13 protein-coding genes are annotated in these 18,575 nt (G+C 70.0%); 4 read left to right on the top strand and 9 right to left on the bottom strand.

From position 1 onward, the window contains the following. The first annotated feature begins 6 nt into the window (after positions 1–6). The gene (locus AC1Z3O_RS11855) at positions 7–396 is read left to right on the top strand and encodes a c-type cytochrome (protein ID WP_483515915.1); all 390 of its coding nucleotides are present in this window, start codon (positions 7–9) and stop codon (positions 394–396) included. 171 nt (positions 397–567) lie between these two features. Here AC1Z3O_RS11855 and aroG read toward each other — a convergent pair whose 3' ends face one another. The 5 genes from aroG to AC1Z3O_RS11830 form a co-directional block, all read right to left on the bottom strand. Then, complete coding sequence (gene aroG / locus AC1Z3O_RS11850) at positions 568–1,647, bottom strand: 3-deoxy-7-phosphoheptulonate synthase AroG (protein WP_483515914.1); 1,080 nt, start codon at positions 1,645–1,647, stop codon at positions 568–570. A gap of 191 nt (positions 1,648–1,838) precedes the next feature. Further along, positions 1,839–1,979: a hypothetical protein gene (locus AC1Z3O_RS11845; protein ID WP_483515913.1), complete on the bottom strand. Its 141-nt coding sequence runs from the start codon at positions 1,977–1,979 to the stop codon at positions 1,839–1,841. Between the two features lie 86 nt (positions 1,980–2,065). Beyond that, on the bottom strand, positions 2,066–3,526 hold the full coding sequence (gene tldD, locus AC1Z3O_RS11840) for a metalloprotease TldD (RefSeq protein ID WP_483515912.1): 1,461 nt from the start codon (positions 3,524–3,526) through the stop codon (positions 2,066–2,068). Between the two features lie 86 nt (positions 3,527–3,612). After that, positions 3,613–4,434, bottom strand: coding sequence for a carbon-nitrogen hydrolase family protein (locus AC1Z3O_RS11835; RefSeq protein ID WP_483515911.1), 822 nt, complete (start codon positions 4,432–4,434; stop codon positions 3,613–3,615). A 40-nt stretch (positions 4,435–4,474) separates the two neighbouring features. Continuing rightward, complete coding sequence (locus AC1Z3O_RS11830; RefSeq protein ID WP_483515910.1) at positions 4,475–8,683, bottom strand: YhdP family protein; 4,209 nt, start codon at positions 8,681–8,683, stop codon at positions 4,475–4,477. A 185-nt stretch (positions 8,684–8,868) separates the two neighbouring features. Between AC1Z3O_RS11830 and glnE the strand changes: the two genes are divergently transcribed. Together glnE and rrtA are read left to right on the top strand one after the other, a co-directional pair. After that, positions 8,869–11,712 (top strand): bifunctional [glutamate--ammonia ligase]-adenylyl-L-tyrosine phosphorylase/[glutamate--ammonia-ligase] adenylyltransferase, encoded by a 2,844-nt coding sequence (gene glnE / locus AC1Z3O_RS11825; RefSeq protein WP_483517587.1) that lies wholly within the window; start codon positions 8,869–8,871, stop codon positions 11,710–11,712. A 6-nt stretch (positions 11,713–11,718) separates the two neighbouring features. Beyond that, on the top strand, positions 11,719–12,351 hold the full coding sequence (rrtA, locus tag AC1Z3O_RS11820) for a rhombosortase (RefSeq protein WP_483515909.1): 633 nt from the start codon (positions 11,719–11,721) through the stop codon (positions 12,349–12,351). A gap of 66 nt (positions 12,352–12,417) precedes the next feature. Here the strand turns inward: rrtA and mprA are convergent, their stop codons facing one another. From mprA to AC1Z3O_RS11800, 4 genes are all read right to left on the bottom strand, one after another. Continuing rightward, positions 12,418–14,088: an MprA protease, GlyGly-CTERM protein-sorting domain-containing form gene (mprA, locus tag AC1Z3O_RS11815; RefSeq protein ID WP_483515908.1), complete on the bottom strand. Its 1,671-nt coding sequence runs from the start codon at positions 14,086–14,088 to the stop codon at positions 12,418–12,420. A 149-nt stretch (positions 14,089–14,237) separates the two neighbouring features. Beyond that, entirely contained in the window at positions 14,238–14,663 is a 426-nt protein-coding gene (locus tag AC1Z3O_RS11810; protein WP_483515907.1) for a hypothetical protein, read from the bottom strand. Between the two features lie 45 nt (positions 14,664–14,708). Beyond that, positions 14,709–16,439: a DNA repair protein RecN gene (gene recN, locus AC1Z3O_RS11805; protein WP_483515906.1), complete on the bottom strand. Its 1,731-nt coding sequence runs from the start codon at positions 16,437–16,439 to the stop codon at positions 14,709–14,711. A gap of 13 nt (positions 16,440–16,452) precedes the next feature. Next, positions 16,453–17,394, bottom strand: coding sequence for an NAD kinase (locus tag AC1Z3O_RS11800; protein ID WP_483517586.1), 942 nt, complete (start codon positions 17,392–17,394; stop codon positions 16,453–16,455). 89 nt (positions 17,395–17,483) lie between these two features. On the opposite strand from AC1Z3O_RS11800, the gene hrcA reads away from it, so the two are divergent. Continuing rightward, positions 17,484–18,518 (top strand): heat-inducible transcriptional repressor HrcA, encoded by a 1,035-nt coding sequence (gene hrcA / locus AC1Z3O_RS11795; protein ID WP_483515905.1) that lies wholly within the window; start codon positions 17,484–17,486, stop codon positions 18,516–18,518. Positions 18,519–18,575 lie beyond the last annotated feature (57 nt).

Here is an 18,575-nt window from a genome sequence, read left to right as displayed (position 1 = left end):
CGGATCATGAAGCTGTTCAAGACGCTCTCGCTCTCGCTGCTGCTGGCCGCCGCGGGTACTGCCGCTGCTGCCGGCGACATTGCCGCCGGCAAGGTCCTGGTCGAGAAGGGCAATTGCGCCGCCTGCCATGGCGCGGACCTGAAGTCCCCCATCAGCCCCGACTATCCCAAGCTGGCCGGCCAGCATGCCAGCTACCTGTTCCACGCGCTGATGGCCTACCAGGTGACCAACAACCCGGTGGTCGGGCGCTCCAACGCCATCATGGCCGGACAGGTCAATGCCAACCCCGCCGTGATGGACAAGGCCGGCAAGCCGCGTCCCTTCACGCACAAGGAACTGCAGGACATCGCTGCCTACATCGAGTCGCTGCCCGGCGATTTCGTGCTGAAGAAGTAAGCCGCCTTCCGGCCTTCAGGGTGTGCCCTGGCGCGCCGCGAAGGCCGCGGACAAGCAAAAAAGCCGCCACGCGAATCCGCGCGGCGGCTTTTTTGCTTCCGGGCAGGTGCATGCCGTCCGGACCGCGCCGGCGGGCCGCCCGTCTGCGCGGGCGCCCCGCCGGCGGCGGCGTCAGTTGCCGCTGCCCGTTGCCAGGCGGCGTGCCTTGACGGCGTTGGCCAGCGTCTCCAGCACCTTGACGGAGTCTTCCCAGCCGATGCAGGCATCGGTGATCGACTGGCCGTAGGTCAGGTTCTCCATCGGCGTGCCCTGGACGTGGTCCTGGCGGCCGGCGATCAGGTGGGACTCCACCATCACGCCCACGATGCGCTCGTCGCCGGCGCCAAGCTGGCCGCCGATGTCCTCGCACACCGCAATCTGGTTCTGGTGCTTCTTGCTGCTGTTGGCGTGAGAAGCATCGATCATCAGGCGCGCAGCCAAGCCGGACTTGGCGATCGCCTCGCAGGCTTCCTGCACGCTGGCGGCATCGTAGTTCGGCGCCTTGCCGCCGCGCAGGATGATGTGGCAGTCCTCGTTGCCCGCGGTGGAGACGATCGCCGAGTGGCCGCCCTTGGTCACCGAGAGGAAATGGTGCGGCTGCGAAGCCGCCTTGATCGCATCCACGGCGATCTTGACGTTGCCGTCGGTGCCGTTCTTGAAGCCGACCGGGCAGGACAGTCCCGAGGCCAGCTCGCGGTGTACCTGCGACTCGGTCGTGCGCGCGCCGATGGCGCCCCAGCTCACCAGGTCGGCGATGTACTGCGGGCTGATCATGTCGAGGTATTCGGTGCCCGCCGGCAGGCCCATTTCACTGATGTTCAGCAGCAGCTCGCGCGCGATGCGCAGGCCGTCGTTGATCTTGAAGCTGCCATCCATGTGCGGGTCGTTGATCAGGCCCTTCCAGCCAACCGTGGTGCGCGGCTTCTCGAAGTACACGCGCATCACCACCTCCAGCTCGCCGGCGAAGCGGTCGCGCTGCTCCTTGAGCAGCTTGGCGTATTCCAGCGCGGCGCGGGTGTCGTGGATGGAGCAGGGGCCGATGATGACGATCAGCCGGTCGTCCATGCCGTGCAGGATGCGGTGCATGGCCTGACGCGCGCCGTAGATCACGTCCGAGGCCTTTTCCGAGCAGGCGAACTCACGGATCAGGTGCGCGGGCGGCAGCAGTTCCTTGAGTTCGCGAATGCGCAGGTCGTCGGTGTTCTTCAACATGATGGCTCCGGGTTTTGTAGGGTCTGGGATATCGGGGTTCAGGGCAAGGCGGGATAAAAAAAGCCGCCAGGTTCGCTGGCGGCTTTTTTTGAATTCTGGAGACGCTTACAAGCTTCCCTCTCCTTCCGCCAGCGGTGCGAGATCGCTAAAAAAGTAAAAGTAAAACTTGGCGGACATGACGGAAATGCGGGTCAGCTTGCGTTGTCAGAAGGCTTAGGTGAAGCATTAAATTGCGCCGTTGCTGCGAAAACTACCGGCAGGAGCGGTTTTATGCGAAGCAACGAAGCATCTTTATAGCGCGTTTTCAGGAACTTGGCAAGCGTGCCCTGCATCGGCCATCGCCGCGCGCGCATGCCCTGCAAGGGGCGGAAAGAAAAAGGCGGGCCATCCGGCCCGCCTTTTCGCCGCAGCACGCGGCTCAGGCCGTGCCGCCGACGGTCATGTTCTCGATGCGCAGCGTGGGCTGGCCCACGCCGACAGGCACGCTCTGGCCGTCCTTGCCGCAGACGCCGACGCCCGAGTCGAGCCGCATGTCGTTGCCGATCATGGTGACGTCCTTCAGCGATTCCGGACCGTTGCCCACCAGCGTCGCGCCCTTGACCGGGGCGGTGATCTTGCCGTCCTCGATCAGGTAGGCCTCGCTGGCCGAGAAGACGAACCTGCCGTTGGTGATATCGACCTGGCCGCCGCCGAAGTTGACCGCGTACAGGCCGCGCTTGACGCTGGCGATGATCTCCTGCGGATCGCGGTTGCCATTGAGCATGTAGGTGTTGGTCATGCGCGGCATCGGCAGCGCGGCATAGCTTTCGCGGCGGGCATTGCCGGTCACGGGCATCTTCATCAGCCGCGCATTGAGCGTGTCCTGCATATAGCCGCGCAGGATGCCGTCCTCGATCAGCGTGGTGCACTGGGTGGGGTTGCCCTCGTCGTCCAGGTTCAGCGAACCGCGGCGGTTGGCCAGCGTGCCGTCGTCGACCACGGTGACGCCCTTGGCTGCCACGCGCTCACCCATGCGGCCGGCGAAGGCGGACGAGCCCTTGCGGTTGAAGTCGCCTTCCAGGCCGTGGCCCACGGCCTCGTGCAGCAACACGCCGGGCCAGCCCGGGCCCAGCACCACGGTCATGGCGCCGGCCGGCGCGGGGCGCGCTTCCAGATTGACCAGGGCCGAGGAGACGGCTTCGTCGACGTACTTTTCCAGCAGCGCATCGGTGAAGTAGCCGTACGCGTAGCGGCCGCCGCCGCCGGACGAGCCGATCTCGCGGCGTCCGTTGTGCTCGGCGATCACGGTGACGGACACGCGCACCAGCGGCCGCACGTCGGCAGCGATCACGCCGTCGCCGCGTGCCACCAGCACCACGTCATACTCGCCCGCCAGGCCGGCCATCACCTGCACCACGCGCGGGTCCTTGGCGCGCGCCATGCGTTCGATACGCTCGAGCAGGGCCACTTTGTCGGCAGCGCTCATCGAGTCGAGCGGGTCATTGGGCGTATAAAGGTCGCGCCCGCCCTGCGAGGACAGCGCGCCCGCTACCTTGACGCGGCCGTTGCCGGCGCGGCCGATGGTGCGCGTGGCCGCCGCCGCCTGGTTCAGCGCTGGCAGGCTGATCTCGTCGGAGTAAGCGAAGGCGGTCTTGTCGCCCGACACGGCACGCACGCCCACGCCCTGGTCGATGCTGAAGCTGCCCGACTTGACGATGCCTTCCTCCAGGCTCCAGGCCTCATTGCGGGTGTACTGGAAGTACAGGTCGGCATAGTCGACCTTGTGCGTGAAGATGTCGGCCAGCACGCGCTGCAGCTTGGCTTCGTCGAGGCCGTAGGGCGTCAGCAGCAGTTGCTGCGCGGTGGCGAGGTTGCGGATTCCGAGATCGCCGGCGGTCATGGTGTTCCTTTGTTTCGTCATCGCGCGCCGGACTGCCGGCGCGTCGGATACGGAAGAAGTGTGGGTCGGATGACTGGGTTCCAATGCTACAGCACCCGGTGGCGCAGCGCTGGCAGGTTCTGCCGGATCTCGCCCAGCCGTGCCGGGTCGATGGTGCCGCTGATGATGCCTTCGCCCTCCGGCAGCATGGCAAGCACCTCGCCCCAGGGATCGACCAGCATCGAGTGCCCCCAGGTGCGCCGTCCGTTCTCGTGGCGCCCGCCTTGGGCCGCGGCCAGCACATAGCACTGGTTCTCGATGGCGCGCGCGCGCAGCAGGATCTCCCAATGGGCCTGTCCCGTCGTATAGGTGAAGGCCGCAGGCATCAGGATCAGGTTGGCGCCGCCCTCCCGGGCCAGCGCACGGTACAGCTCGGGGAAGCGCAGGTCATAGCAGACCGACATGGCGACCGCGCCGCACGGTGCTTCGAAGCGCACCGGCTGCGTGCCGGCCTGGATGGTGCGCGCCTCGTCATAGCTTTCGCTGCCGCGGGTGAAGCCGAACAGGTGGATCTTGTCGTAGCGCGCCACGCGCTCGCCGCGCGGATCGAAGGCGAGCGAGGTGTTGTAGACCCGCGCCGGATCCTCGCACCAGAGCGGCAGCGTGCCGCCGACCAGCCAGATGCCGTGCCGCCGCGCGGCGTCGGCCAGGAAGCGCTGGATCGGGCCGTCGCCATCCTGCTCGCGCACCGCCACCTTGTCGGTTTCGCGCTGGCCCATCATGCAGAAGTACTCCGGCAGCAGCACCAGCTCGGCACCGCTGCGCGCGGCCTCGTCGATCAGCGCGCCGGCGCGTGCCAGGTTGGCTTCCAGCGAAATGCCGCTCACCATCTGCACGGCGGCGACGCGGAAGAGGGCGGGAGTGCTCATCGGTCGGTTTCCTGGAAGGGGATGCCGCGGCGCCCGGAAGCTAGCGCGCCTCCGGGCGGTCGGACGGTTTGTGGTATGGAGCCCGATTCTGCTCCACTTTCTCGATCTGCGGGTTCGCCCAGCTTCCGCTGATATGGTAATGCTGCGTAAAGGCCTTGGAGAACTCGTCGGCGAACAGCAGTTGCGCGGCCAGCGTGCCGATGCCTAGCGCCGGGTTGATAAAGGCCGCCGCGACCGAGGTGGAGGTGGCATTGATGCGGGGCACCACGGCCACGCGCAGGTCCTGCGTCTCGCGCAGCAGGTCGGCGGAGCCCGTCATGGTCGCGTTCAGCTGCGCGCCCTTGAAGTAGAAGTCGTGAATGGTGCCCACGCCGCTCTCGATGGTGCCATCGCCGGCGATCTTGTCGAACACGGTGCCCTGGCCGGCCAGGCTGCGGAAGTCGAGCGTGGCGATGCGCAGCAGGCCTTGCAGGCTGAGCACGCCGAGCAGCCGCGCGGCACCGGGTTCGACCGACAGGATCTGGCCGTTCTCCAGCTGCAGCGACAGCTTGCCCGAGAGGCTGGGGTAGTCCATCGAAATCGGCGAGCCGCGCCAGGCCACGCGGCCTTCCAGCTTGCCGTGGCCATCGCGCACCGTGTGGGGCAGGCCCATGCGCTCGAGCAGTTGCCCGGCGTTGCGGATGTCCAGTTCGAAGCTCAACTGCGTGCGGCGGGCGGCCTGGTCGTCGCCGCGCAGCCGACGCGGCAGGCGCCAGCTGCCGCGCCCGGTCAGCGTGGCGGCGGGTTGCTCGATCTTCAGGTTCTCCAGCGTCCAGACCGGCTCGCCATCGGCGTTGCCGCTCTGGGCCTTCATTTCCAGCTTGCCGAAATCGCGCCCGCGCAACTCGAAATGGTCGGCGACCATGTCGATCGCCGGCAGCTCGGCGATATTGGCGGCGATCGCGTCGGCCGCCTTGCCGGCGTCGGCCGCGTCGGGAATGTTCAGCCGCGTCAGGCGCATGCGCAGCGCGCCCACCGTGCTGCCCGGGCGCGGCCGCCAGCCCATGGTGCCGGCGATCTGGCGGGAATCGACCTGGAAGTCCCAGCCGTCGTCCTGGCGGCTGATATCGAGCGAGACTTCCTCCAGGTCGCGGCTCAGGATGTGCAGCGTGCGTGTGCGCACCGCGATGCGATCGGGCAGGAAGCCGGACGGTGCGTCCCCGGGAGCGTCGCCGCCGCCGATTTCGCCCAGCGCGGCGCGCCAGGCGTCGAGGTCGAAGCGCTCCAGCGTCAAGGTAGCGGCGACGCCCCTGGCCGGCAAGGGCGCCGGCTCCTGCGTGCCGATGGCGCCGGACTGCACGGCCAGCGCGCCGTTGGCATCACGCTTGAGCAGGTAGCGCGCGTTGAGCACGCCGCCGTACTGCAGCAGCATTTCCTGCTGGTCGGCGCGGCCCGCGCCGGTGGCGGGCCGCAGTTCAAAGCGCAGCGGCACCGCCTGCGCCGCGTTCTTGGCCAGGGGGGCAGGCAGCCCGAGCGCCATGCCGGTGAGATCGGAGCTGATCTGCACCTGCGTCTGGTGCTCGTGCACGCCCACGGTGGCGTTGTAAGCGGTACTGCCTTCGAGGGTGCCGGCCAGGCTGGCCAGCGCGGTCCCGGCCAGCGCGTCGCGGATGCCGGCCGCGTTGGCGGTGCCGCTGACGCTCACGCGCGTGGAGCCGTCAGGCTGGGTGCCGCCGCCGGCGCGCACCTCGCCGCCAAGCATGCGGCCGCGCACATTGACGAGCTGGAAACCCTTCTCGCTGAAGGCGATCGTGCCGCTGGCGCCCGACAGTGGGGGCAGCGCGGCTGCCAGCACCACGTCGTTGCCAGGCAGGCGGAACTGCCCGTCGACCTTGGAATTGCTGGCGTCGGTCAGGGGCAGGTCCAGCTTCAGCTTCAGTTCGCCGTTGCCCTGGGCGCGGGAGTCGGCCATCACCTGGCCGGTCCAGCCGTGCACCGGGCTGGCGGCGATAAAGCGCAGGAAGGATTGCATCGGGCCTTGCGCGGCGCCTTCCAGCAGCAGATGGCCGTGGTCGTCCAGGTCGGCGATATGGCCGGTGACGTCGCGCAGCACGATGCCGGGCATGCCCTGTACCGCAGCGCGCTCGGCGACGAAGGAGAGGGCGCCGCGCTCGAACAGCAGTTGGCCGGCGATGTCGGTGAAGAGCGGCCAGGCGGGGCCGCCGCCCGCTGCGGACTCGTGCGGCGCGATCTGGTAGCTCATGCGCTGGACGGGCACTTCGACGCGGAAATCCCCCGTTTTGTCGTGCTGTGCGCCGTGGAAGGGGAAGTGGCTGAGGTCACCGCGCAGCAGGAACTTGACGTTGGCCGCTTCGCCGCCGGCGAGGGCACCGGCCAGGTAGTGGCGCGTGTCGGCCGGCAGCCCGAGCGGCAGGTAGCGGGGCACCCGTGCGACCTGTGCGCGGGAGAGTTCGCCGGAGATGTCGGCGATGCCCGCCTTGCTTTCGCCGCCGGCCTGCCAGCTGCCGCGCACGGTACCCGCCGCATCGGCGTTGGCGAAGCGCACGCCGCTCGTGCGCACCTGCAGGCCGCCGTCGGCGTGTGTCCAGCGGAATTCCCCGCTCAGCTCGTCGAAGGGCAGGTTGGGGTCCTCGAATACGCCGGGCAGGGTCAGTGTCGCACCGTTGCCTTCGAGGCGCGCGCTGCCCTGGCGCTCGTCGAAGCTGAAGCTGCCGGACAGGTGGGCGAAGCCGGGCACGCCGGTGGCGTGGCTGCCAGCGGGCTGGGCGGCGGGCTGGGCGCGCACCGAGACGTCACGCAACGTGCCCTGTACCGCATAGTGGGTGCCGGCGGCGCGCCGGCTCAGCAGCCCGGGGTGCTCGCGGCTCCAGTTGATATCGAGGTTGTCGATGTGTCCCGCCGGCTGCAGCGCGCGCAACTGGCGCAGCACGCCGCTGTCGAGCGGCAGGGTGGTGGCAAGCGTGCGGATGGCGTTGAGGTCGAAGCTGGGCGCCTTGAGCGAGAACTTGCGCAGCCCGCCCTTGCCGTCGTAGGCCCAGCCTACCGTCACCTTGCGCATGCCTTCGCGCCAGGCCGTGTCGGCGCCGGCCTGCGGCGGCCCTTCCACGGCGGCGGGCTGCCACAGCAAGGTATCGACGGTAAGCTGCTGATTGCCCTGGCGGTCGGCCCGGTGCACCAGGAAGGCCTGCGCATTGGCCAGGCGCAGCGGCTCGGGCGCGCCGGCCAGCTGCAGGTCGACGGCGCTGGCGCGCAGGCGGGCCTGGCTGCGCACGATCGTGCCGGCGCGGAACTCGACCGTCCCGTCGGTGCTGAAGGTGCCGCTGTTGACGTTGCGGAAGAGGCTCAGGTAACGCTGGGCCACAGGCAGTTGCAGCTTGGCGAGGTCCCAGCTGGCCTGGCCGTACCAGGTATGCCAGTCGCCGGCCCGGTGCAGGTATTCGTGGCGGACATCGGCCTGCAGCACCAGGGGCTGCGGCGACAAGGCAGCGGAGCGCGCCTCCAGCCGGAGCAGGTGGCGGACGCCGTCGCGCTTGACGCTCAGGTGGATGTCGGCAACCTCCAGCTGGGGCAGGTGCGCCATGTCGTCCAGCCAGCGCAGCTTGCCGCTGTCGAGCTCGATGCGGCCCTGGCCCATCAGCCAGTCGAGGAAGCGATTGTCGTTGGAGCGATTGCTGGCGGGGTCGATCGGCATGCCGGCCACCAGCAGCTTGCCGGCCGGCGTGCGCCGCACCAGCAGGTCGGTCTGCGTGGCGGCCACGCGCACGAAGCGCAGGTCCATGCTGAACAGCGAGCGCCAGGACAGCGCGCCGTCGATGGCGCCGGCCGCGACCAGCACATGGCGCTCGTCGTCGACCACCCGCAGGTTCCTTGCGCGGAAGGCGGGGTGCCAGCCATCCCAGTAGGTGTCGAGCGCGCCGATGGTGACGTGGGCGGCGACGGTGGCCGAGGCCCGGCCCTCCAGCCATTGCCGCGCGGCGGATGCCTGCGGCCACAGCACGAAGCGGATCAGCAGCCCCAGCACCATGGCGACCAGCGCCAGCACCGCAGCCAGGCGCAGCAGTGCGCGCCCCAGGCCAGGCCAGAGCGGGTGGTCGCGCAGCTCGGCCAGCAGGCGGCCGAGCGCGCGCGCGCCGGCGCGCGTGGCGCCGGCGCCGAGGCTGCCGTCGGGGAGGCTGGCCGCGGACTCAGGCCCGGCCGTGGCGCTGCCGCTGGCAGCGCGTTCTGCGGGTGGGGGCGTGCGGCTGGACATGCGCAAATTATCCGACAATACTAGCCGCTCTCCAATCCGGTGCCTGTCCGGCTTCTCGCAACACTACGGGCGGCGACCACACACGCATTTCTGACCACTGAATGACTGCTCCCGAATCGACGCGTTCCGAGCCTGCGCCCGCTGCAACCACGAACCCGGCCGCCGGGGGGCAGGTCCTGGTCGGCATGTCCGGCGGCGCTTTCGCCACAATGCCGTCGGTCGGGGTTTCCCTGTCCGGCAACGCTGAAACGGCATTGTACTCGTCCGCGTACTCGCATTATGTGCGCCGCGTCCTGCAGGCGCGCCCCGGCCTGGAAGCGGTGCTGCGCCAGGCGCTGTCGGAGCCGCTGACGCGCGGCTGGATGGAGTCGCGCCTGGCTGCGCTGCAGCAGCCAGCCGCCGACGTGGAGGAGGCCGCCAAGCAGGCCCTGCGCCGGCTGCGCGCCGAGGTGATGTGCGTAGTGATCGAACGCGACCTGCGCGGGGCTGCCACGCTGGCCGAGGTCACCGGCGCGATGTCGGACCTGGCCGAGCTCGCCGTCCAGCACGGGTTGGCCGTGCTCGGCGACGACATGGCCGCCACCTTCGGCCGCCCGGTGGGCGAGCAGAGCGGCGAGGTCCAGGAACTGATGGTGGTCGGCATGGGCAAGCTCGGCGGGCGCGAGCTCAACGTCTCGTCCGACATCGACCTGATCTTCCTCTATGACGAAGACGGCGAAACCCAGGGCGGCACCCGCAGCCTGTCCAACCACGAGTATTTCATCCGCCTGGGGCGGCGCCTGATCAACCTGCTGGCGGACGTGACCGCCGACGGCTACGTCTTCCGCGTCGACATGCGGCTGCGCCCCAATGGCGACGCCGGCCCGCTGGCCTGCAGCCTGGGCATGCTGGAGCAGTATCTGGTGGTGCAGGGACGCGAGTGGGAACGCTATGCCTGGATCAAGGGCCGGGTCGTGTCCGCGCTGGCGTCGCCGCATGCGCAGCGCAGCGCCAAGCTGCTGTCGCAGCTTACCTCGCCCTTTATCTTCCGCCGCTACCTGGACTACGGCGTGATCGCCGCGATCCGCTCGCTGCACGCCCAGATCCGCGCCGAGGCGGCCAAGCGCAGCGGCGGCCTGGCGGGGCACGGCGTCAACCAGCGCTCCTTCAATATCAAGCTCGGTCGCGGTGGCATCCGCGAGATCGAGTTCATGGCCCAGGTGTTCCAGCTGATCCGCGGGGGTCAGGACCCGGCGCTGCGCGTGCGGCCCACGCTGGAGGTGCTGGCCGTGGCGGTCGAGCGCGGGCTGCTGCCCGCGCACCAGGCCGAGCAACTGGCCGATGCCTACCGCTTCCTGCGCCAGCTCGAGCATCGGCTGCAGTATCGCGACGATGCCCAGACCCACCACCTGCCGACCACGCAGGAGGAGCAGCAGGCGGTGGCACAGATGATGGGCTGCGCCGGCTGGGATGCGCTGCTGGAACGCCTGCAGGCATTGCAGGAGCCGGTGGCGCAGCAGTTCGAGGCCACCTTTTCCGATCCCGACACGGCGCCCTGCGAGGCCCTGTGGCCGGCCCTGGTGCGCGACGAGGCCGACGGCACCGGGGGCGAGGAGGGCGGCGAGGAGTCGCCCTGCGCGCGCCTGCAGGCGGCCGGCTTCCGCGATTGCGGTGCGCTCTTCGACCGCCTGCGCGCGATCCTGGTGTCGCCGCGCTACCGAGCCCTGTCCGAGGCCAGCCGCGTACGCTTCGACCTGCTGGTGAACCGGGCGCTGGACCTCGCCGCCAAGCAGGACGACGCCGACAGCACCATCACGCGCTTCCTCGATTTCCTGGACGCCATCAGCCGGCGCGCCTCCTATCTTTCGCTGCTGTCCGAATACCCCCAGGCGATGGCTCGGGTGGCGCACACCTTGCACGCCTCGCGCTGGGCGGCCGAATACCTGACGCGCCATCCGCAACTGCTCGACGAGCTGCTCGACAGCGACGCGCTGGCGGACGCGCCCGACTGGGCCGCATTCCAGAAGCGGCTGGACGAGCGCCTGCTCGCCACCGACGGGCAGATCGAGGCCCAGATGGATATCCTGCGGCGCGAGCACCATGCCGAGACCTTCCGCATCCTGCTGCAGGACCTGCAGGGGCTGCTGACGGTGGAGCAGGTGGCCGACCGCCTTTCCGACCTGGCCGACGCCGTGCTCGAGGTGACGATGCGCACCGTGTGGCGCCAGCTCGCCACGCGCCATTGCGAGACGCCGCGCTTCGCCGTGATCGCCTACGGCCGGCTGGGCGGCAAGGAACTGGGCTATGCCTCGGACCTCGACATCATCTTCCTGTACGAGGACGATCACGAGCGCGCGCCCGAGGTCTACGCCGCCTTCGCGCGCCGGCTGATCACCTGGCTGACCAGCCATACCGCAGCCGGCATGCTGTACGACGTCGATACGCGGCTGCGGCCCAATGGCGCCTCCGGCCTGCTGGTGACCAGCTTTGACTCTTTCCGCCCGTACCAGCTGCGCGAGGGGGACAATGCGGCCTGGGTGTGGGAACACCAGGCCCTGACGCGGGCGCGCTTCTGCGCCGGCGACCGCCACATCGGCGAACGTTTCGAGCTACTGCGCAAGGAGGTGCTGCGCCAGCCGCGCGATGCCGCCGCGCTGGCGCGCGAGATCGTCGAGATGCGGGCCAAGGTGACCGAGGGCCATCCCAACCCCAGCGCGCTGTTCGACCTCAAGCATGACCGCGGCGGCATGGTCGACATCGAGTTCACGGTGCAGTACCTGGTGCTGCTGCACAGCAACGCCCACGCCGAGCTGACGCGCAACAGCGGCAATATCGCGCTGCTGCGCACCGCGGGCGAACTCGGCCTGATCGATGCCGGGCTGGCGCTGGAAGCGGGCGATGCCTATCGCCTGTTCCGTGCGCGCCAGCACCAGCTGCGGCTGGACGGCCATGCGCAGGCGCGCGTGGAGCCTGCTTCGGTGGCGGCGCAGACCGGCAGCGTGCGCACGCTGTGGCAGGCAGTCTTCGGCGCGGCCCTGGGCGACGGCTGAACGGCGATGCCACAGGGGGCCGGCAAGGACGGCGGCGCGGCAGCGGGGCCGCTGCTGGGTGCGGCGGCCGGCGTGGCCGCGCTGTCGGCCCTGTTCACCTTCATGCCATGGCTGCATGCCCACGGCCTTTACCTGCGCGATGCGGTGCTGGGTGGCCAATGGTGGCGCCTGGCCACGGCCATGTGGGTGCACCTCGGATGGCAGCACTGGCTGGCGGACGCGCTGGCGGCGGCGGGACTGCTGCTGCTTGCCGGCCGGGCCGCGCGCACGGGCGCGCTGCTGGGCGTGCTGGTCGCTTGCGGACTGGCCACGCAGCTGGCGCTGCTGCGTGTGCCCGGCATTGCCTGGTATGGCGGCTTGTCAGGCGCCCTGCACGGCCTGGCGCTATGGGGTGGGCTGCGTCTTTTGCGGGTGCCCGGCCTGTGGCGGGGCATCGGTGTCGGCCTTTGCCTGGGCGTGCTGGCCAAGGTCTGGCTGGAGCAGTCCTGGCTTTCGCCTGTGGTGTTCGAGACGGGCTGGGGTTTCAGCGTCGTGCGCGCGGCGCATGCGGCGGGCGCCCTGGCGGGGCTGGCGCTGTGGCTGGCCGGAGAGTGGCTGGGTGCACGGCGCGGAACGGACCGCTCGGCGCCTGGGGACTGAGCCTGCCCGGGTGGTGCGGTACAGCCGATGGCCGCGCGCGGTCGGCGCGGCCATCGGCTGGCCGGTTCAGCGCCGGCGCTGGGTGAGCAGGGAGAGTAGGCCGGCGGCCGCCAGCAGCGCAGCCATCCAGGGCGGTACCGCGCCGCCGCCACCACCACCGCCGCTCGATGGGGCCGGCGCCGGCGTGGCGGGCGTGGTCGGCGTGGTGCTTGCCACGGACAGCGCGCCGGCCGCGTCCAGCAGCCCGGCACCGCAGACGCCGCTGTTGTTGGCGCAGAACGTGCCCGCCGGGAAGGCGCGCGCCGAGCTCTTCAAGGCGCTGGCCACCTGCGCCGGCGTCAGCGAACCATTCACGGCGAGCATCAGCGACGCCACGCCGCTGACCATCGGCGCGGAAAAGCTGGTGCCGGCCGAGCCGACGAGGTCGAAGTTGCCGGCCGTGGTCTGGCCGTCGTTGGAGAGCGTCAGGATCAGCGAGGGCGAGGCGCAGTTACCGTTGGCGTCAGCCTTCGACACGCCGCAGCCGCCGCCCGGCGCACTCAGCGCCACCTGCGAACCCGTGCTGGCATAGCTGGCCTTCTCGCCGCTGTTGACGTGCGCCGTCACGGTGATCACGCCGCTGCAGTCGCCGGGCGCCTCGACCGCGCCGCCGGAATTGCCGGCGGCGGCAACCACCACCACGCCCTTGGCGGTGAGATCGTTGACCGCCTGCTGTTCGATGCTGCTGCAGCTGCCGCCGCCCAGGCTGATATTGATCACGCGTGCCGGCGTGGGGTTGTCGGGGACGCCCGGCACCGACAGGCCACCGGCCCAGCGCATGCCGTCCACGGTGTCCGACAACAGTCCGCCGCATTCCCCGGCCACGCGCACCGGCTGGATGCGGGCGTTCCAGTCGACACCGGCAATGCCCTGGCCGTTATTGGTGACCGCGCCGATCACGCTGGCCACGCGCGTGCCGTGCCAGGAGCTCGGCGTCAGCGTCGGGCTCGAGGTGGATTCGCCCGGGCATTGGAAGCCGGCCGGGATGTAATCGCCCTGGTCGGTGGCATTGGCGTCACGCCCATCGCCGTCACGGGCCGCGCTGGGATCGCTGATGAAGTCGTAGCCGGCGACGAGGCGCGCGGCCAGGTCGGGATGGGGCAGGTAGCCGGTGTCGACCACGGCGACCACGATGCTGTTGCTGCCTTGCGTCCGGTCCCAGGCCTTGGACAGGTTGGCGGCGCCCGGCGTCTGGGCAGGTGCGCCCATGTAGAGCGACTGCGGATACGGGCCGGAGGCGTAGTAGGGATCGTTCGGTACAGTGTCGTTCAGGTGCAGCCAGCGGTCGGGCACCACCTCGGCGATGCGCGGATCCTGGCGCAGCCGCGCGGCGGTGGCCTCGGGATCCGCATTGCCGCCGCTGACGCTCAGCAACTGGTAGTTGCCACCCATCTGGCGCTGGAGCGCGAGCCCCACGCCGGTGGCCTGCTGGATCTGCAGCATGCGCTGCGAGTTGGCCGTGGCGTTACCGTCGCGCCAGCGCACGATGAAGTTGCCGGTGTAGCGCACGGCGGTGGCCGGCGTGGCGCCCGTGGCCGCGCCGCCGTCCGCCGCCATGGCAGGCATCGACGCGGGCAGCAGGGCGGCCGCAGTCAGGGCCCATGCCGCGGCCAGGGCCCATGCCGGGAGCCGGCGTCCGCGCCAGGGCTGGCCGACGCAACGAATGATCCTCGAAGGGTGCCACGCTTCTCGCTGCATCTTCTTCTCCTTGTTGTCGTGCCAGGTACTGCGTGTTCCTCGCTTCGGCGTGACCCCGCCCGGGCATGTGGGCGCCGCCGGCTGGTTCTGCCCCCGGCGGCGCGATGCCTTCCGGCGGGACAGGATGCCATCGTATTGTGACAGGCGGATCAGCCCGGCGGCATATCGCGCGACGTGGGCATGCTGCGGTTGGGCTTCAGCAGGCGGTCAGGCTCGGCCACCTCGATCCGCGGCACTTCGCGCAGGATGCCGACAGCCTGGTTCAGCGTGGCATCGGGCTTGTCCGTGATGGCCGTGACCAGCCATACGCCGCCCGACATCGGGCGCTTGACCACAAAGCGCATGGGGCCCGGGATGGCGGCCAGCAAGCGGCCGGCCTCGATCGAATCATTCACGGCGGGTGCGCGGAAGCGCACCATGATGTCGCCGACCGCACGGTCGGCGCTGATGCCCCCAGGCGGCGGGGGGGCGGGCTGCGACTGGGCCTGGCAGCCCGTCAGGGCGCCCAGAGCCAGCGCCAGGGCCAAGCCCAGGGCGCCGGCGAGCAGCGGGCGCGCCAGCTTGCGAGTGGACATGGATCGGATCTCCTGAAAGGGGGGTAGGTGCAGGCGTCGGCAGCCTCAGCCGGCGACGCGTCGCGGCCGACGGCTTTCCTTGGCGCCGGCCGTGGTGTCGCGGGCGCCTTGGGCCAGCATCTCTTCGGCATGCTGCAGCGTGGTGGCCGTCACGGTGGCGCCGCCCAGCATGCGGGCGGTTTCCACGACGCGGCCGGCCGCGTCCAGCACGCGGATACGCGAGCGTGTCACCGCGCCGTCGGCGCCGGCCACGGTTTCCTTGCTGACCAGCAGATGGCTGCCGGCCTGGGCGGCGACCTGGGGCAGGTGGGTCACGCACAGGACCTGGCGGCTGCGCCCCAGCTCCTGCAGGCGGCGGCCCACCACTTCGGCGACCGCGCCGCCGATGCCGGCATCGACTTCGTCGAAGATCAGCGTCGGGGTCGGCGCGGCTTCACTGGTGATGACGGAGATGGCCAGGCTGATGCGGGCCAGCTCGCCGCCCGAGGCCACCTTGGCGAGCGCACGCGGGCTGACGCCGGCATGGCCGGCGACCAGGAACTCGATCTGTTCCAGGCCGTGGCTGAGGCCTTCCTCGAGCGAGTGCAGCGCCACCGCGAAACTGCCGCCGGCCATCGACAGGCCCTGCATGGCCTCGGTGACGGCGCTCGACAGCGCTTCGGCAGCGGCTTTGCGCGCCGCGCTCAGGTGGCGCGCAATGGTGAGGTAGGCGGCGCGCGCGGCCGCCTCGCGCGCCGTCACCTTGTTCAGGTCCTGGGCGGCCTGCAGGTCGTCGAGCTGCTGCCGGCGCGCCAGCAGTTCGTCGGGCAGCTGCTCGGGCGGCAGGCGGTACTTGCGCGCGGTGGTGTGCAGCGCCTGCATGCGCTCTTCCACCGCCTGCAGCCGCTCGGGATCCAGCTCCAGGCGGTCGACGTAGCGATTCAGAGAGTGGGCGGCTTCCTCGGCCTGCACCTGGGCCGGCTCCAGCGCCGCCAGCACGTCACGCAAGGCCGGGTCGATGTCGGCCAGCTGGCGCAGCCGCTGCACCACGGCGTTCAGGCCGGACAGCACCGAGCCGTCGGTCTCGGACAGCGCGTCTAGCGCGGCACGGCCGCCATCGATCAGGCCGGCGGCGTGCGACAGGCGGTTGTATTCGGACTGGATCTCGTCCCATTCGCCCGGCTGGGGCGCGAGCTTCTCCAGCTCGCCGACCTGCCATTCCAGGCGCTCGCGTTCGAGCTGCATCTCGCGCGATTGCTGCTCGACCGCTTCGCGCTGGCGCACGCAGGCGCGCCAGGTGCGCCAGGCCTCGGCCACCGCCGCGGCCTGCGCCGTCAGCCCGGCATGGGCGTCGAGCAGCAGGCGCTGGGCGTCCGGGCGCAGCAGCAGCTGGTGGGCGTGCTGGCCATGGATGTCGACCAGCAGGTCGCCGACCTCACGCAGCTGCGCCAGCGTGGCCGCCGCGCCGTTGATAAAGGCCTTGCCGCGGCCGCCCGCATCCACCGTGCGGCGCAGCAGCACGCTGCCGCGTTCATCGCCGTCGCCGGCCAGTTCGCGTTCAGCCAGCCAGGCATCCAGCGCGGAGTGGGTGGAGAAGGTGGCGCTGACGCTGGCGCGCGAGGCGCCCTCGCGCACCACGCCGGCGTCGGCCCGCTCGCCCAGCACCAGCGCCAGGGCGTCGATCAGGATCGACTTGCCGGCGCCGGTCTCGCCGGTGAAGACGGTGAAGCCGGCGGAAAAGTCGAGGTCGAGCGTGTCGACGATGACGAAGTCGCGGATGGACAGGCTGCGCAGCATCTTGGGTGGCGGATCAGAGGCGGTTGTCTTCGGACGGGTACTCGTGCCAGTGAAGCTTCTTGCGCAGCGTGGCGTAATAGTTGTAGCCCACCGGGTGCAGCAGCTTGATGGTCTTGTCCGAGCGGCGCACGACGATGCGGTCTCCCGGCAGCAGGGAGGTCAGCGACTGCATGTCGAAATTGACGCTGGCGTCGCGCGCCGTGGCCACTTCGATGGTGACCTCGGCATCGTGCGGCAGCACGATGGGCCGGTTGGACAGCGCGTGCGGGGCGATCGGCACCAGCACCAGGCCGGACAGCGTGGGGTGCAGGATCGGGCCGCCCGACGACAGCGCGTAGGCGGTCGAGCCGGTCGGCGTCGACACGATCAGGCCGTCCGAACGCTGGTTGTACATAAAGTAGCCGTCCACCGAGACCGCCAGCTCGACCATGCCCGAGATGCCGGAGCGGTTGACCACCACGTCGTTGAAGGCCAGCGCCGAGAAGATCTGCTCGTCGTCACGCACCACGCGCGACTCCAGCAGCATGCGGGTCTCGGCCTCGAACCGGCCGGCCAGCATGTCCGGCAGCACCGACTGCACGTCTTCCAGGGGGATGTCGGTCATGAAACCGAGACGACCGTGGTTGACCCCGATCAGCGGCACGTCGTGCCCGGCCAGCTGGCGGGCGATGCCCAGCAGGGTGCCGTCCCCGCCCAGCACCACGGCCACATCGGCATGGCGGCCGATTTCCTCGGGCGCCAGGGCGGGGTAGCCAGTCAGCCCGGTCGCGAGCGCGGTATCGCGCTCGAACACCACATCCTGGCCGTTCTTCAGGATGCAGGAGGCCAGTTCCTCGAGCCTCGCCTCGATGCCGGCCGTGGAGTAGCGGCCGACCAGGGCGACGGTGTGAAATGGGGCGCGGGCGGCGCCGGACTTGGGGTGTGCGGACATGCCCGGATTAGACCATACCGCCATGACCGTTGTCAGCATGGCGGGGGCGCCACTGCGGCGGCCTGTTGCGCCGTCCGCCCCATCGGGTAAAAGTTGCGTAAAATCGGGGCATTATGGATGAACGTTCGAAAACGCTGCTCAAGACCCTGATCGAGCGCTACATCGCCGAAGGGCAGCCGGTCGGCTCGCGGACCCTGTCGAAGTATTCGGGGCTGGACCTGTCACCGGCGACCATTCGCAATGTGATGTCCGATCTGGAGGAAATGGGCTTCATTTCCAGTCCGCACACCTCGGCCGGCCGGGTGCCGACGCCGCGCGGCTATCGTCTGTTCGTCGATTCCATCCTGACCACCAACGCGCCCGAGGGCGCGCCGGACCGGAGCGAGCTGGCCGAGCTGATCCACGACCAGCTCAGCGGCCAGCCGCTCGCGCCCCAGCGGATCCTGACCAGTGCGGCGCGCACGCTGTCCAACCTGTCGCATTTCGCCGGCGTGGTGATGACGCCGCGCCGTGCCCAGGCCTTCCGGCAGGTGGAATTCATGCGCTTGTCGGCCAAGCGCATCCTGCTGATCATCGTCACCCCCGAGGGCGACGTGCAGAACCGCATCATCCAGACCGAGCTGCCCTATACGCCGGCCCAGCTGGTCGAGGCCGCCAACTTCTTCAACTCCCACTACGCCGGCATGAGCTTCGACGCCGTGCGCGACCACCTCCGTGGCGAGCTGCAGGCGCTGCGGCTGGATATGTCGCAACTGATGCAGGCGGCGGTGGAGGCCGGCAGCGACGCCATGGCCGAGGAGGACGAGCAGGTCTTCATCTCGGGCGAGCGCAAGCTGCTGGAAGTGGAGGACCTGTCTTCCAGCATGGACAAGCTGCGCCGGCTGTTCGACGTGTTCGAGCACAAGACCAGCCTGCTGCAGCTGCTCGACGTGTCGAGCCATGCCGAGGGCGTGCAGATCTTCATCGGCGGCGAGAGCCGGCTGGTGCCGCTGGAGGACATGGCGGTGATCACGGCGCCCTATGGGGTCGACGGCCAGATCGTCGGCACGCTGGGCGTGATCGGCCCGACCCGGATGGCCTATGACCGCGTGATTCCCATCGTCGACATCACCGCGCGGCTCTTGTCCAGCGCGCTCAGCCACACTTGACGACCTTCCCGCGCGGGCCCGCGGCGCTGCCGCGGCCCGTCCGCCAGCACACGGCGC

The organism is Cupriavidus sp. 09_S30, assembly GCF_056930435.1.
The sequence above is the reverse complement of the archived record's forward strand: the minus strand, read 5'-3'. Positions and strand labels throughout refer to the sequence as shown.

What these genes read in the sequence shown, in the direction of transcription:
- AC1Z3O_RS11800 (WP_483517586.1), bottom strand. Translation starts at nt 17,394, where the DNA reads ATGGCGGTATGGTCTAATCCGGGCATGTCCGCACACCCCAAGTCCGGC.
- rrtA (WP_483515909.1), top strand. Translation starts at nt 11,719, where the DNA reads ATGCCACAGGGGGCCGGCAAGGACGGCGGCGCGGCAGCGGGGCCGCTG.
- glnE (WP_483517587.1), top strand. Translation starts at nt 8,869, where the DNA reads ATGTCCGGCGGCGCTTTCGCCACAATGCCGTCGGTCGGGGTTTCCCTG.
- hrcA (WP_483515905.1), top strand. Translation starts at nt 17,484, where the DNA reads ATGGATGAACGTTCGAAAACGCTGCTCAAGACCCTGATCGAGCGCTAC.
- AC1Z3O_RS11830 (WP_483515910.1), bottom strand. Translation starts at nt 8,683, where the DNA reads ATGTCCAGCCGCACGCCCCCACCCGCAGAACGCGCTGCCAGCGGCAGC.
- tldD (WP_483515912.1), bottom strand. Translation starts at nt 3,526, where the DNA reads ATGACCGCCGGCGATCTCGGAATCCGCAACCTCGCCACCGCGCAGCAA.
- AC1Z3O_RS11845 (WP_483515913.1), bottom strand. Translation starts at nt 1,979, where the DNA reads ATGCAGGGCACGCTTGCCAAGTTCCTGAAAACGCGCTATAAAGATGCT.
- mprA (WP_483515908.1), bottom strand. Translation starts at nt 14,088, where the DNA reads ATGCAGCGAGAAGCGTGGCACCCTTCGAGGATCATTCGTTGCGTCGGC.
- AC1Z3O_RS11835 (WP_483515911.1), bottom strand. Translation starts at nt 4,434, where the DNA reads ATGAGCACTCCCGCCCTCTTCCGCGTCGCCGCCGTGCAGATGGTGAGC.
- AC1Z3O_RS11855 (WP_483515915.1), top strand. Translation starts at nt 7, where the DNA reads ATGAAGCTGTTCAAGACGCTCTCGCTCTCGCTGCTGCTGGCCGCCGCG.
- aroG (WP_483515914.1), bottom strand. Translation starts at nt 1,647, where the DNA reads ATGTTGAAGAACACCGACGACCTGCGCATTCGCGAACTCAAGGAACTG.
- recN (WP_483515906.1), bottom strand. Translation starts at nt 16,439, where the DNA reads ATGCTGCGCAGCCTGTCCATCCGCGACTTCGTCATCGTCGACACGCTC.
- AC1Z3O_RS11810 (WP_483515907.1), bottom strand. Translation starts at nt 14,663, where the DNA reads ATGTCCACTCGCAAGCTGGCGCGCCCGCTGCTCGCCGGCGCCCTGGGC.